The organism is Xanthomarina sp. GH4-25, assembly GCF_045363175.1.
Lineage (GTDB): Bacteria > Bacteroidota > Bacteroidia > Flavobacteriales > Flavobacteriaceae > Xanthomarina.
In genome coordinates this window covers 20,766-35,662 of the sequence record NZ_JBJFLO010000003.1, presented here as the reverse complement: position 1 = coordinate 35,662, position 14,897 = coordinate 20,766, and the positions used below count along the sequence as shown (strand labels likewise).

The 14,897-nt window shown below is 30.9% G+C and carries 15 protein-coding genes and 1 tRNA gene; 6 read left to right on the top strand and 10 right to left on the bottom strand.

The features are described 5' to 3' along the window. Positions 1–68: 68 nt before the first annotated feature. From ACI5KZ_RS04730 to ACI5KZ_RS04720, 3 genes are all read right to left on the bottom strand, one after another. Positions 69–1,226 carry a GNAT family N-acetyltransferase gene (locus tag ACI5KZ_RS04730; RefSeq protein ID WP_406847059.1) on the bottom strand — a complete coding sequence of 386 codons (1,158 nt, stop codon included), beginning with the start codon at positions 1,224–1,226 and terminating at the stop codon, positions 69–71. 65 nt (positions 1,227–1,291) lie between these two features. Beyond that, positions 1,292–1,774, bottom strand: coding sequence for a DUF1761 domain-containing protein (locus tag ACI5KZ_RS04725; RefSeq protein WP_109309187.1), 483 nt, complete (start codon positions 1,772–1,774; stop codon positions 1,292–1,294). A 112-nt stretch (positions 1,775–1,886) separates the two neighbouring features. After that, complete coding sequence (locus ACI5KZ_RS04720) at positions 1,887–3,890, bottom strand: glutamine--tRNA ligase/YqeY domain fusion protein (RefSeq protein ID WP_406847236.1); 2,004 nt, start codon at positions 3,888–3,890, stop codon at positions 1,887–1,889. Positions 3,891–3,990: 100 nt separating this feature from the next. Between ACI5KZ_RS04720 and ACI5KZ_RS04715 the strand changes: the two genes are divergently transcribed. The 3 genes from ACI5KZ_RS04715 to ACI5KZ_RS04705 all read left to right on the top strand — a co-directional run bounded on the left by ACI5KZ_RS04715 (position 3,991) and on the right by ACI5KZ_RS04705 (position 4,786). Next, positions 3,991–4,200, top strand: coding sequence for a zinc ribbon domain-containing protein (locus tag ACI5KZ_RS04715; RefSeq protein ID WP_109309186.1), 210 nt, complete (start codon positions 3,991–3,993; stop codon positions 4,198–4,200). 67 nt (positions 4,201–4,267) lie between these two features. Further along, positions 4,268–4,630, top strand: coding sequence for a dihydroneopterin aldolase (gene folB / locus ACI5KZ_RS04710; RefSeq protein ID WP_109309185.1), 363 nt, complete (start codon positions 4,268–4,270; stop codon positions 4,628–4,630). 85 nt (positions 4,631–4,715) lie between these two features. Further along, positions 4,716–4,786: transfer RNA gene (locus ACI5KZ_RS04705), tRNA-Cys, on the top strand. Positions 4,787–5,037: 251 nt separating this feature from the next. On the opposite strand, the gene ACI5KZ_RS04700 is transcribed toward ACI5KZ_RS04705, so the two are convergent. The 6 genes from ACI5KZ_RS04700 to ACI5KZ_RS04675 all read right to left on the bottom strand — a co-directional run bounded on the left by ACI5KZ_RS04700 (position 5,038) and on the right by ACI5KZ_RS04675 (position 11,645). Then, on the bottom strand, positions 5,038–5,388 hold the full coding sequence (locus tag ACI5KZ_RS04700; protein ID WP_109309184.1) for a ribose-5-phosphate isomerase: 351 nt from the start codon (positions 5,386–5,388) through the stop codon (positions 5,038–5,040). A 38-nt stretch (positions 5,389–5,426) separates the two neighbouring features. After that, on the bottom strand, positions 5,427–6,116 hold the full coding sequence (locus tag ACI5KZ_RS04695; RefSeq protein ID WP_109309183.1) for a LysE family translocator: 690 nt from the start codon (positions 6,114–6,116) through the stop codon (positions 5,427–5,429). A gap of 114 nt (positions 6,117–6,230) precedes the next feature. After that, positions 6,231–6,902, bottom strand: coding sequence for a head GIN domain-containing protein (locus ACI5KZ_RS04690; protein WP_406847058.1), 672 nt, complete (start codon positions 6,900–6,902; stop codon positions 6,231–6,233). Between the two features lie 95 nt (positions 6,903–6,997). After that, on the bottom strand, positions 6,998–9,232 hold the full coding sequence (locus ACI5KZ_RS04685; RefSeq protein ID WP_406847057.1) for a ribonuclease R family protein: 2,235 nt from the start codon (positions 9,230–9,232) through the stop codon (positions 6,998–7,000). A gap of 280 nt (positions 9,233–9,512) precedes the next feature. Next, positions 9,513–10,973, bottom strand: a complete 1,461-nt coding sequence (locus tag ACI5KZ_RS04680; RefSeq protein ID WP_406847056.1) for a T9SS type A sorting domain-containing protein — start codon at positions 10,971–10,973, stop codon at positions 9,513–9,515. A gap of 33 nt (positions 10,974–11,006) precedes the next feature. Further along, positions 11,007–11,645 carry a T9SS type A sorting domain-containing protein gene (locus tag ACI5KZ_RS04675; RefSeq protein ID WP_406847055.1) on the bottom strand — a complete coding sequence of 213 codons (639 nt, stop codon included), beginning with the start codon at positions 11,643–11,645 and terminating at the stop codon, positions 11,007–11,009. 542 nt (positions 11,646–12,187) lie between these two features. Between ACI5KZ_RS04675 and rpiB the strand changes: the two genes are divergently transcribed. The 3 genes from rpiB to ACI5KZ_RS04660 are packed head-to-tail and all read left to right on the top strand — an operon-like array spanning position 12,188 to position 13,991. Then, on the top strand, positions 12,188–12,622 hold the full coding sequence (rpiB, locus tag ACI5KZ_RS04670; RefSeq protein ID WP_406847054.1) for a ribose 5-phosphate isomerase B: 435 nt from the start codon (positions 12,188–12,190) through the stop codon (positions 12,620–12,622). Then, positions 12,623–13,537 (top strand): cation diffusion facilitator family transporter, encoded by a 915-nt coding sequence (locus ACI5KZ_RS04665; protein ID WP_406847053.1) that lies wholly within the window; start codon positions 12,623–12,625, stop codon positions 13,535–13,537. It begins immediately after the preceding gene. Between the two features lie 10 nt (positions 13,538–13,547). Then, on the top strand, positions 13,548–13,991 hold the full coding sequence (locus tag ACI5KZ_RS04660) for a GNAT family N-acetyltransferase (protein ID WP_406847052.1): 444 nt from the start codon (positions 13,548–13,550) through the stop codon (positions 13,989–13,991). Here the strand turns inward: ACI5KZ_RS04660 and ACI5KZ_RS04655 are convergent. Further along, the gene (locus ACI5KZ_RS04655) at positions 13,988–14,836 is read right to left on the bottom strand and encodes an OmpA family protein (protein ID WP_406847051.1); all 849 of its coding nucleotides are present in this window, start codon (positions 14,834–14,836) and stop codon (positions 13,988–13,990) included. The genes ACI5KZ_RS04660 and ACI5KZ_RS04655 overlap by 4 nt on opposite strands. Positions 14,837–14,897: the final 61 nt, after the last annotated feature.

The following is a 14,897-nucleotide window of genomic DNA, read 5'->3' as shown; positions in this document are numbered from 1 at the left end:
TTATGGAAGTTAAAAGATAGTGAAAATAGCCAATCTTTCAAAATTAAAAGAATTGTATTTCAAGTGAATTAAGATTTAAAAGGATGTCTTTCTTCCCAGTTTTGTTTGGGATTCATCAATTTAAAAATATACTTTAAAAGCGTATTCATTATCCAATTGGTATGTTTCATATAGATAAACATCTTTTTGGGCTTTGCTCCAACCGAACTCTTTATTGCCATAGCAGTTCTAGCATAAACAACAGAAGAAAAGTTGTTTTCAATACCATAAGAAACCATATCGTAAAGCATGTTTAGATATAGTTGATTTTTATATTGATGTTTAGCATCATAACCTAAAAAATAAGTCTCTAGCTTAGTTCCATTTAAGATTAATGTATAAAAACCTATTAGTTGGTTATCTAAGTAATATCCAAAGACTTTAAAATTTTCATATAAATGGTTTTTAAGACTGTAAAAATGGTTTTCCGGAAGAATAAAGGTGTTTATTTTGGCATGGTCTGAAACGTTTTTATAAAGCGTATGAAGTAACGTTGAATTTTCTTTAATCTCTTCTAATTCTAATTCTCGCTTTTGTATGTTTATTGCTTTCTTTCTTGCTGTTTTATATCTATCTCGATACTTTTTATGTAAATCTGCTATATAATTGTCTAAATGACTCCAATGGCTTTTAACCTCTAAAATCATATTTGGCTGCACAGATACTTTAAGAATTTGATTTTCTTTAAATAAATCTAACTCTTGATGCAGCGCGTCGTTGTAAAAAAAATCTTTTAGCATAATCATTCGAATACGCTTATTATCATTAATAATTACCTCTTTTTTAAGTTGAAGAACCGCTTTATAGATTGTCTGTATAAAGTCCTTTTGCAAAATTTCATCTGAATTAAAATATATACCATGCTGTCCTGTATGAGATAAATTTCCAACAACTAAAATATTTCCTTTTAATAATTTTGAAACTAGATTTTTAAAACTTTCAACAAAATGTGAATCGGTTTCATTTCTAAATATATCCTTTAGATACAATTCTACACGTTGAATGATTGCAATTCCAACTAAACTTTCATCTTTAAAAACACCTACGTAATTCATAGATATATTATTGGGAGAAGCTTGTTCTAAAGCTTTAAAATAGTTGGTTTGTAAAAAAACATCATGTACTACAAAGTCATCCCATTCGGGTGGCAATTGTATTGAAGAATTAAATGTTTTAAAGTATATCAAATTGAAAAATGAAAAAGACTGAAACAAAATCTTTCAGTCTTTTAATAAGTTATATCATTACAAAATTAGACCCAGCCACAAACAATACCACCCATAATAATGGCACATATCATCCAAAAACCACTATTAACAAAGATATATTTCCAACTTTTACGTTCAAATAATCCATTGATGGCTATAACCGGAAACAATAATAAAAAACTACCAAGAAAACCATGTAATGCGCCATGTTTAAAGGTTCTAAAAGCCATGCCATAATCTGACATAAAAGCTGTGTAAGAAGGTAAAGCTTGAGAAGGGTCTCCTCCAACCATACCTAATGCTCCTGTTTGGTGAATAGCTAAAAACTGCAAAGCAAAAGCTATTAAAAAAGAAAACACAAAGGTTAATCCAAAAATAACAGCCATGTTACCACCTTTTAAAGATTCTGCTGTTAATCCAGATTCACGCATCCAAATATTGCCAAATGTTTTTGGGTGATACCAAATAAAACCCATTACAAGTGGTACAAGTGCAGCAACCAAGATTGCTAAAAAATTAATTTCCATAATATGAGATTGTTAGTTAGTTTGCTAAAGATACTTAAAATAAATACATGTTAATAAATAATAAAGCTTCGAAGGTCTTGATTTTGAAGCTCTTTTATTATTAGAATGATTTTTAAATTGCTTTAGCTTCAGCCACTAAAATCTCATTTTTATCGTCTAAAGCCTTCTCAATAAACTCAATAATAGCTGAGTTTTTCTTTTGTCCGTTTTTAATTAAAACACCTAATGTTAACATGGCTGCAATACGTGTTCCAACCTTTTTAACAGCTGTATTAAACAAAGGTTCTAGCTCTTCATAACTAACATTCTTAGCTAGTTCTATGATTTCAGCCTTTACATTTTGTTGCTTGGCTTCAGGAAGATTAGTATACTTTTTTCCTAATTTCTGAATAACGTCAATGGCTTTTCTCTGAGGTTGATTTTGTTTTGATTGTTGTTGATTCTTGTTTTCAGATGGCTTTTGTTTAGCCCAAGAATCTTTTAAACCAACCGTTTTATTAAAAACAAGTTTATCTGAAGTTGTATCGTTATCCACATTAAAATATCCTAAACGTTGAAATTGAAACCTGTCTCCTACTTTAGCATCTGCTAAACTAGGCTCAACAAAAGCTTCTACTATTTTTAAAGATTCAGGATTAATAAATTCCATAAAATCTTTATCTGGATGCGCATCTGGAGCTTCATTTAAAAACAATCGATCATATTCTCTTACTTCAGCTTTTATAGCATGTGGAACGGAAACCCAATGCAAGGTTCCTTTAACTTTAATAGAAGTATCTTCGGTATAGGTACAATGAATTTCGGTAATATGTCCTTTATCATCTTTTACAACACGTTCAGCTTTTATTATATAAGCATTTTTTAATCGTACTTCTTTACCTAAAGTCAGTCTAAAATATTTGTTACCGGCTTGTTCTTTAAAATCTTCTTTTTCAATATAAATTTCACGAGAAAAAGGTACTTTTCTAAAACCAGCAGTGTCATCTTCTTGATTATTCTCTGCTTCTAACCATTCCACTTTATCTTCTGGATAATTAGTGATCACAACTTTTACTGGATCTAAAACAGCCATGACTCTTGGAGCCGTTTTGTTTAAATCTTCACGAATACAGAACTCTAATAATGCGACATCAATCACATTATCACGTTTCGCAACACCAACGGTTTCAACAAACTTTCTAATGGAATTTGGCGTATAACCACGACGACGAAGTCCAGAAATAGTTGGCATTCTTGGGTCGTCCCAACCAGATACTATCTTTTCTTCAACCAGCTTGAGCAACTTTCGTTTACTCATAATGGTATAACTTAAGTTTAAACGTGCAAACTCACGCTGTTTTGGAAGCATAGGTAACGCTTCTGGTTGATATTTATACACTTGGTCTTTAAACCAATCGTAAAGCTCTCTGTGAGGCTTAAATTCGAGAGAACAAAGCGAATGTGAAATTTGTTCTAGATAATCGCTTTCACCATGCGTCCAATCGTACATTGGATAAATACACCAATCAGTTCCTGTTCGGTGATGTGCTTTTTTTAAAATACGATACATCAACGGATCACGCATTAACATATTTGGATGCTGCATGTCTATTTTTGCACGTAATACGTGCGAACCTTCATTAAACTCGCCATCCTTCATACGTTGAAACAAATCTAAATTCTCTTCAATACTTCGGTTTCTATATGGCCCATCAACTCCTGGTTGTGTAGGTGTTCCTTTTTGTTCAGCCATAGCTTCACTAGATTGCGAATCTACATAGGCTTTCCCTTCTTTGATTAATAGAACTGCCCAATCGTATAACTGCTGAAAATAATCTGAAGAATACAGCTCATTAGCCCATTTATAGCCTAACCAAGAAATATCTTCTTTAATAGCATCTACATATTCTTGCTCTTCTTTTGCTGGATTGGTATCGTCAAAACGAAGGTTTACAGGCGCATTATATTTTTCACCTAAACCAAAACTAATACCTATAGCTTTAGTATGACCAATATGCAAATATCCATTTGGTTCTGGTGGAAAACGAAACCGTAAAGCTTCTTTTTTTAAGCCATTAGCTAAATCTTCTTCTATAATATGCTCAATAAAATTGAGTGATTTTGTTTCTTCAGACATAAGATGTTCTCTATTCAAAATATGAAGCACAAAATTAGGTAATTTTAGACTAATTGTAACATCTGAAGTGTATTTCATACCTATAATTAAAAGATAAATTATGCAACATAGAAATTACGAATGTCCAAAATGCCATAATCGGACTTACGATATGGATCAAATGCAAGCAACTGGAGGATTGTTTACAAAACTGTTTAATATCCAAAATAAAAAATTTACGTCCGTAACATGCCAAAAATGTACCTATACGGAGTTTTATAAATCGAAAACAAGTGCAATTAGTAATATTTTCGACTTTTTTACAAATTAATAATTTTCACTATTAAATTCTTTCATAATTTCACTTATTGTGACGTTTTGAATGGTATTTTTGCAATATGGGAATAATAAAAGTAGAAAATATACGCGTATTTGCACATCATGGTTGTTTAAATGAAGAAACAAAAATTGGAAGTGATTATCGTGTAGATTTAAAAGTAAAAGCGAATTTAAAAGACTCAGCAAATACCGATAATTTAAGCGATACTGTTGATTATGTTTTTTTAAATAGAATTGTTAGAGAAGAAATGCTTAAACCTTCTAAACTGCTGGAAACAGTAGCTAAACGAATATTAAGTAGAATTTTTATTGAAGATACCTTAGTTAAAAAGGCTACTATTTGTGTAAGCAAACTAAATCCTCCTATTGGTGGTGATGTTGAAATGGTTACGATAAAAATGACAGAAAAGCGTAAAAAGTAAGTTCTAAATAGCTAAAAAGGGGAAATATTTTTATATTTGCCTTCTCATAAATTAATATGAGATGCCTGTTTTTATAGGAATTAAGGGTGTCGTGGCCGAGTGGCTAGGCAGTGGTCTGCAACACCATCTACAGCGGTTCGAATCCGCTCGACACCTCAAGAAAGAGTTACTTTTAAGTAGCTCTTTTTTTTTTAAAAAATTTTAAGAAAAATTAATTAAAGTTAACACACCATCTTCAGCTAGTAAGAAAGCTTATTAACACGACACCTCAAGAAAGAGTTATCATTTAGGTAGCTTTGTTTTTTAAAAAAAAATATAAAAAATTAGGTATAGTCGTTCACCATTTACAGTGTTTGCATTTATACGCAACATTTCAATAGTTTTCAAACTTAATTTTTGAATGAACGTTAATTAAACCAGACAGCATAACGTTGTCTTCTTAACTCTAAAGCTACTTGTTCTTCCATTTTAAGTGCTTCTGCTCTAGAGTTTATTGGATCTATATAATTATAAAGACTTGGTCTTAAATAAGAACCGTATTTTTGAACAATTGTAGAAGATAATTTGTGACCTTTTATATTTCTAAATCCTGTCTTATGTTGTTCAAATCTTTCCTTAGGAGTTTTGCTAGTCATGCCAACATATAAACATTCTAAAACACCATTAAATTGCGGATTTGCTTCACGAAATTTTCTGTTTTCAGTAAAAACCCGTTTAGATAATTCTATCACATAAATACGATATTGAATTTTTGACATGTGTTAATAAATAAAAAACTATGAATTTTTAAGAAGAATTATGAATCACTTTTAATAGGATTAATTTGCTCGAGCTTATCTTTAATAAGTTCTTTTTCTTTAGGAAAAAAGCCTTGTACCAGTAATAAGATACCGAATCCTAAAATTACTAAAGAGACTATTTTTTTAGTTTTAAAAATACGTCTTGGGGTTAATTTACTCTTTAGTGTTTTTGCAGCTATCATTTTAAGTAAATCTACTAGAAAATATACAGCCAATATTGTTGCTAAGAATACCCAAAGTTCTTGATTAGTTTCTGTAAAAGAATTTCCAATAACAATAAATCCTAACCATCCTAAAAGCACGCCAACATTAATAAAATTGAGTAAAAATCCTTTAATAAAAAGCATTCCAAATTTCTTTTTTATCTCAACTGTGTGGTATTCCCTAACAATTTCACGAAAAGATTTTGAAGTTTTTATAAAAGAAATAAACCCATAAACTGTTAGCAAAACACCACCAAAGATGAGAAAATTTGGATCGTCTTTAATTTTATCCAACAATTTAGTAGTACTGTAAAAGGCTACAATAATAAATAGAATATCTGCTAGAATAACACCAAAATCGAATATTAAAGCACTTTTAAGTCCTTTTGTTGCGCTGGTTTCTAGGAGCACAAAAAAGACAGGTCCAATAGTGAACGATAAAAGAATACCAAATGGAATTGCTGTAAGAATAGCATCTTGCATACAAACGAGGTGTTTCTACAAAATTACATAAAAATTTTAGCGAATTAAAGATAAAGTTACCTGTAACACGTTTCAAGCTTTTTAAGATGACATAAATAGATCCAATTTTTAAAATTAATCTTTACGTATAATCTTTCCACCTAGAACCGTTTTTTCATTTACTGTTTCCGGATTTCCATAAATATAAGCTGTTCCTCCTGCTTTTACCTTTACATTTACTTCTTGACTAGCTTTAATATGTGCTTCACCAGCTGCTCTAATTGTTACTTTTGCTTTTTCTGTTTCTAAGTCTTTTCCTAAAAAAGAACCACCAGTCGTTAAATCGATGTTTTGACTTATAGCTTGTCCTGAAATACGAATAACACCTCCAGTAATTGCTTTAGCTTCAACAAACGTTACATCTTCAACCATTAATTTCACACTTCCACCTTCTTGTGCACGAACATCAATTTCGAATTGTTTAATAACATTGTTAGAGCTTATAAAAGTGCCTTCGTTGGCATCTATAATATCAATATTAGTATAATATAATTGTACTGTTGTTTCATCTCCATTGAAAATTTTTGGAACTGTCATACGTATTTTTAAGGTGCCATTTTTATTAACCATAACGACATCTTCTGTATTTTTACCTGTAATAATTACTTTATTTGTGTCCGATTTTATAAGTTCTACCTCTATTCTGTCGTACACTTTAAGTTCTGTAAAATCTCCTAAATTCTTTTCAATTTGTGCATTAATACTAGTTACTGCAAACAAGAGGCTTGCAAAAATTATCTGTTTCATATGTATATAATTCTTTTAAGTTTTAAAAAATGTTTTAGATTTTATTTTAATTATAAAAAATCACTAGAACTGACGTTTTAAGTAAGTAACAAAAACTATTCCTCATGTTTACCAATCAAGGTAAAATCTAAATGTTTTTTTACTAAATCGGTATCTTTTACTTTTACAACGACTTCGTCTCCAAGTTGATACATGGTTTTAGAGTTTTTTCCTATTAAAGCATAATGATCTTCATCAAATACATAATGGTCGTCTTTCATATTACGAACACTTACCATGCCTTCACATTTGTTTTCAATAATTTCTACATAAATTCCCCAATCTGTAACTCCTGAAATTACACCAACAAATTCTTCATCTTGATGATCTTGCATAAATCTAATTTGCATGTACTTTATGGAATCTCTTTCTGCTTTTGTAGACAGGTTTTCCATATTACTAGAATGGTTGCATTTATCTTCGTAAATATCTTCGTTAACCGATTTTCCACCATCTAAATAATGCTGTAACAAACGATGAGCCATGACATCTGGGTAACGACGAATAGGTGAAGTAAAGTGACTGTAATAATCGAAAGCTAAACCATAATGCCCAATATTTTTAGTGGTATATTCGGCTTTACTCATGGTTCTAATAGTTAAAGTATCGACTAAATTCTGCTCTTTTTTTCCATTAACTTCAGTTAATAAATTGTTTAAAGAGGAAGCCACACTTTTTCTATCTTTAAAATTTAATTTATAACCAAAACGACTCACTACATTTTGTAAAGCTGCAAGTTTGCTTTCGTCTGGCTCATCGTGAACACGATAAATAAAAGTCTTTTTTGGTGATTGTTTTCCAATAAATTCTGCCACTTTTCTATTGGCTAACAACATAAATTCTTCAATTAATTTATTTGCATCTTTACTGGTTTTAAAGAACACTCCTATAGGATTTGCTTCTTCATCTAAATTAAATTTCACTTCTACTTTATCGAAAGAAATAGCTCCCGAACGCATGCGTTTAGAACGCATAATTTTAGAAAGTTCATTTAATTTTAAAGTAGCAAACGCTATTTCTGGAGTAGTTTTATAGGCTTTGCCAGAAATAGAAACTTCAGCTGGAATATCGATAGCTATTTTATCTAATTGTGACGGATTAGGTGAACTTAACGTTGGGTTATTTTCAATAATAGCCTGAGCTTCTTCATAAGCAAAACGAGCATCGCTATAAGTAACGGTTCTTCCAAACCATTCGTTTTTAACTTCGCCTTTATCATTCATTTGAAAAACGGCAGAAAAGGTATATTTCTCTTCGTTTGGTCTTAAAGAACAAGCATTATTAGATAATACTTCTGGTAACATTGGTACCACGCGATCTACTAAGTAAACCGAAGTAGCACGTTCGTAAGCTTCATCGTCTAAAATAGTATTTGGTTGTACATAATGTGATACATCTGCAATGTGAATACCAATTTCGAATAAGCCATTATCTAAAATCTTGAATGATAAGGCATCATCGAAATCTTTAGCATCTTTTGGATCTATTGTAAACGTCAAAACATCTCGCATATCGCGACGTTTGGCTATTTCTTCTTTAGTAATAGAGGTATCAATTTTGTTAGCATACTCTTCAACTTCATGTGGAAAATCGTAAGGCAAACCATATTCTGCTAAAATAGCATGTATTTCTGTGTTGTGTTCTCCTGGTTTTCCTAAAACCTTAAGGACTTTTCCAGAAGGAGAATCGGCTTTTTCTGGCCAATCTTCTAAGGAAACAAGAACTTTATCTCCGTCTTCAGCTTTATTAATTTTATTAATAGGAACAAAAATATCTGTATACATTTTATTGCCATCTGCAACCACAAAAGCATAGCTTTTATGAATTTGAATCACGCCAACATATTCGTTTTTAGCACGTTTTATAATACTGGTAATTTCACCTTCGCGTTTGCCTCGTTTTAAACGTTTATAAGCATAAAATTCTACTTCATCTCCATGAAGCGCTTTGTTCATATTATTTGAAGAAATATAAATATCGTCTTCAAAATCGTCGCTAATAATATATCCAGAACCTCTAGAGGCCATATCTACACGACCTGTGTGATATTCTGTATTAACAATGGCTTTAAATTTGCCTCTTTCTACTTCTTCAATTTCTTGCTTTGCTTTTAAATCTTGAAGTTTTTTTATAATTTGATTTCTACTACTAGCATCGTTAACACCGAGTTTAGAAGCAATTTGTTTATAGTTGAAGGTTTGGTTTCTTTCTTTTTTTAAAATACTAAGAATGGTATTTGTAAGGTTGGAAATCTTGTTATGTGAAGGTTTCCTTTTTTTCTTTTTTGTCATTTATTTTGTAATCATTTATTAATCTCAATGTACTGAATTTTTTACATTCGGACGAATGTTTTAATCTAGGAAGTCTGTTTAAAATATTATGAATTCTTTTAAATCAATTCATTAAGAATAGTGCAAAGCTACGTTTTTAATATTAAATGATGTTTCTAAATTGTTAAATTACAAAAAAGGATCCCATGGATTGCCTATGGCAAATACATGCTACATAAGTTTATAATCTCTTTTTATTAATTTAAAAAGATTCTTCGCTTCACTCTGAATGACAAAATAATTACTCAATAATAAGTTGCTTAGTTGCTTTTCCTTGGGTGGTTTCTATTTCTAGTAAATATAAGCCTGAAGATAAATGAGATGTATTAATTACTTTTTCTTTAGAAGTACTTATAAACTGACCTAAGGTATTATAAATGTTTACTTGGTTTAATTCCAAGCCTTCTTGTAATTGAATGGTTACTTGGTTTTGTGCTGGATTTGGGTAGATATTAAAAACTGTTACATTGTTTTCTTCTATTGTTAATGATTCCGTAGTATCATACACTCTTACATGCCCAGATCTAGGATAATTATTATTATTTCTTGGAGCACCAATAGCTACCACAGAGCCATCTGAAGAAAGACTGATAGCGCTTCCTGAATGATCGCCTTCTGCTTCTCCATACATGGTACTACCTTCCTGCGTCCAAACTCCGGATACATTTTTATAGATTCTTACATAGCCAGAATCTCTTCCATTTCCATTATTAAGTGGAGCACCAATAGCAACAATAGAACCATCTGAAGAAAGACTGACACTACTTCCTGATTTACCATTTGTTGACCCTCCATCAATATCATTACCTACTTGTGTCCAAGCTCCTGATACATACTCAAACATTCTTACATGACCGCAATTTTCTCTATCTCCATTTCCATCATTCTCTGGGGCACCAATAGCTACAATTGAACCATCTGAAGACAAACAAACAGCTCTTCCTGAATGATCACGTGTTGCCTCTCCATCTATATCACTCCCTATTTGTGTCCAAACTCCTGATATATTTTTATAAATTCGTACATGGCCTGAATCAAAACCATTATCATTACTACCTGCACCAATAGCGACCACAGAACCATCTGAAGAAAGACTGACTGCAATTCCTGAAACATCATCATCAACCTCTCCATTAATATCCCAACCTACTTGTGTCCAAACTCCGGATACATTTTTATAAACTCTTACATGACCAGATCTGTCTCCATTTCCATTATTAAGTGGAGCGCCAATAGCTATAACAGAACCATCTAAAGAAAGACTGACTGCACTTCCTGAAAGGTCTTCAGTAGCCTCTCCATCTATGTCTTGACCTACCTGCATCCAAACTCCGGATACATTTTCATAAACTCTTACATGACCAGATCTGTCTCCATTTCCATTATTATATGGAGCACCAATAGCCACAATAGAACCATCTGAAGAAAGACTGACGCTTTCTCCGGAATAATCATTAAATGCCTCTCCACTAATACTACTACCTACCTGTGTCCAAACTCCAGAAACATTCTCATATATTCTTACTAAACCCTTACTAGAATTACTATATGGAGCACCAATAGCGACCACAGAACCATCTGAAGAAAGACTGACTGCACTTCCTGATAAGCTGCTATGTCCTATTCCATCAATGTCTTCTCCTATTTGGACTTGGCTAAATAAGAAAAATGGACAGAGTATTAAAAGCAAAGTAAGTTTCATTTTTTAAATTTAAAATTGTTTAAATATAAGAATTTATTCTATAACAAGCTGTTTAGTCGCTTTTCCTTGAGTGGTTTCTATTTCTAGTAAATATAATCCTGAAGATAAATGAGATGTATTAATTGTTTTTTCTTTGCTAGTACTTATAAATTGACCTAAGGTATTATAAATATTTACTTGGTTTAATTCCAAACCTTCTTGTATTTGAATGTTTACTAGGTTTTGTGCAGGATTTGGGTACAAGCTAAACTGTGATAACACAAATTTATCTGATGATAATAATAAACTTAAATCATAAATTCTTACATGACCAGAATCATTCCCATTTCCAACATTAGATATAGCTCCAATAGCTACTATAGTACCATCGCTAGATAAAGAAACACTAAATCCACTAAGATCACTAGAAGCTTCACCATCGATATCATCTCCTATTTGAGTCCAAATTTCTAATACAGAATCGTATTGATAAACCCTAACATGACCTGAATTAGTACCATTTACGCCATCATTAAAATAAGCACCAATAGCAATTATACTACCATCACTCGATAAAGAGACACTATTACCACTTAAATTATCAGCATCTTCTCCATCTATATCATCGCCTATTTGTTCTTGAGAAAACGTTATGCACGGAATAATTAAAAAGAATAGTATTATTTTATACAAAACTAAAATTATAATTTTTAAAAACTAGTTATTCACATTTATATATATAATCATCTTTTTCTTTTAAAATTTAAAAAATAATTAATGATGATGATAGTCTGTTAATAGCTGTTATAACTTTATGAAGTTATAGTTTGATATATGACTTATTAAGTTCTATTAACAAGTTATTAGCTATCTAAATGGTTAATTTTTAATGGTTTTAATTTTACTATTAACAACTGTTGATAACCATTATTTACGATATATTATTCATAAATATTTTAAGTTTTTGTGTTTATAAACTAAAATTTATGTCTGAAAACTTGTCTAAAAATACATGAGTTATATTTTGGTGGTTTCAACCCAATTCTTGCTTGTAAAATTTATTGAATAAACCCAGTTTTAGTTTTAATTAATTATAAACAGTTATTAACAGGTTGTGAGATTTATTATAGTAAGCTATTAACAATTATAAAAAACCATTTACTAAAGATATAAAAAATGATAAGCTATATACCTACATTTTGTACCTTTACATTAACAAAAACACAACTTAAAAAATGAAAATTTCAATTGGTAACGATCACGCTGGAACAGATTACAAGCTTGCTGTAATAAAACATTTAGAAGCTAAAGGATTTACAGTTACTAACCATGGAACAAACACGAGTGATAGTGTAGATTATCCAGATTTTGTACATCCAGTAGCAAAAGATGTTGAATCTCAAAAAGTAGATTTTGGTATTATAATTTGTGGGAGTGGTAATGGCGCTAATATGACTGCTAATAAGCATCAAGGTGTACGTTCTGCATTATGTTGGACAAAAGAAATTGTAGCACTTGCAAGACAACATAACAATGCAAATATATTAAGTATTCCAGCAAGGTTTACAGCTTTACCTCAAGCTATAGAAATGGTAGATACGTTTTTAGAAACAGCCTTTGAAGGAGGACGACACGAAACACGAGTGAATAAAATTCCTCTGTCTTGTTAAATGAGTCATTCGCAGCACAACCATATTCATGATTATAAAGATGTTAAAGATAGAAACCTATTAATTTCCATTTTTTTAAACATCTTAATTACTGCTGCACAAATTATTGGTGGTATTGTTTCTGGAAGTTTGGCATTATTAAGTGATGCTTTACATAATTTTAGCGATGTAATATCTTTAGTAGTTAGTTATGTTGCCTCAAAATTATCAAAACGTAAAGCCTCTATAAATAGAACTTTTGGTTATAAACGTGCTGAAATTCTAGCTGCTTTTATTAATGCTGCCACTTTAATAATTGTTGCTATTTTATTGATTATTGAAGCTGTAAAACGGTTTCAAGACCCTCAAGAAATTGAATCTAATCTGGTTATTTGGTTGTCGTTGATAGCTATTTTTGCTAATGGCTTGAGTGTACTATTACTTAAAAAAGAATCAAAAAATAACATTAACATTCGGTCGGCTTATTTGCATTTACTAACAGATATGTTAGCAAGTGTAGCTGTTTTGATTGGTGGTTTGCTAATGAAATATTATCTATTGTTTTGGGTAGATAGTGTATTAACTTTTTTAATAGCTATGTATTTAATTATTGTAGGTTACGATTTATTAAAAACCTCTACAAAAATGCTTATGTTATTCACGCCTGACCACATCAATATAAAAGAGGTGGTTAGAATTGTAAATCAGTTACCAAAAGTTAAAAAATTACATCATGTCCATATTTGGAATTTAAGTGATGATGAGTTGCATTTAGAGGCTCATTTAGATTTAGAAGAAAACATAACCACACAAGAATTTAATATATTGTTAGTAGATATAGAACGTGTGTTACACGACACGTTTAATATCAACCATGTGACCATTCAACCAGAATATAAAAAAGAAGATCCTAAAGAAATTATTGTTCAGGATTAATACGAAAGTTATGCTTGAAATTACTACAAAAACGTTTAAAGAATTAACCACACAAGAGCTTTATGATGTCCTTCAATTACGTGCTGAAGTATTTGTAGTAGAACAAGATTGCGTGTATCAAGATGTGGATGGTAAAGATAAAAAAGCCTACCATGTATTAGGTTATAAAGACACTACATTAGTAGCATACACACGTGTTTTTAAACCTGGAGATTATTTTAAAGAGTCAAGTATAGGACGCGTTGTGGTTTCTAAAAACCAAAGACAGCATAAATATGGTTATGATATTATGAAAGCTTCTATAACTGCTATAAAAGAAAATTTTGATGAAACCATTATTAAAATTTCGGCTCAATGTTATTTAAAAATTTTTTATAATCAGTTAGGTTTTATTGAAACTGGTGAGGAATATTTAGAAGATGGTATTCCACATATGGCCATGATAAAAACTTAATTTCTTTGTCTGGTTTCACCAACATAAGTAATTAAAATTTCCACACGTCTATCGAATTTTGGTTCGCCACCAAGAGGAAATTTTCTACGCATACCAACATATTTCATACGTCTTTTATCGATGCCTTTTTTGGCTAAATAATCGTAAATATATTTAGCTCTTGCTACAGATAGATTCCGTTGTTTGGTTTTTCTATCTATGGCATCTCTACTGTTTTGTGTACAGCATACATGGCCTTGAATAGTAAAGTAAATATCTTTTCTTTCAACCATAACATCTGCCATCTCTTCTAACGTTTTTTTAGATTCTGGAAGTAAGACACTATATCCTGTTTTAAACAAAATGTTTTCTAGTAAAATCTTATCGCCAGCTTTTAATTTATCATCTTTTAAAGATTCGGCAACATTTTTCTTTTCAGGTTGTTTAAGTTCTCTTGGAGGGTTATAAGGTTGAACAATGATTTCAACTTTTCGATTTAAACCTCTTATTTTATTAAGATCTTCCTCTTTAATAAGTTTGACTAGAATCTTCCCTTTTCCATCTACGTTTGTAATAATGGTTTCATCAAATTCGTTATTAGAAAATATGGTTTTAATAGCGTTAGCACGTTCTTGAGAAAGTACCAGGTTATAAGAATCACTTCCTCTATCGTCTGTAAACCCGTAAATAGATATTTTTTCTATGTCTAACCCTTCAATCTTAGAAAGGAACATGAGTAGTCTATTATGTTCGGTTTCTGGAACTTCAAATTCATCGGTTTCAAAATAAACCTCATGTGTTAACTCAGTTTGAGCAGACACACAAAAACCAATAAAAAGGAATGTTATAATTAAGAGTTTTTTCATAAGAGGCACATGAAATTTCAAGTAAATATAAGTATTTACTACGACTATTTCAATAGAACTA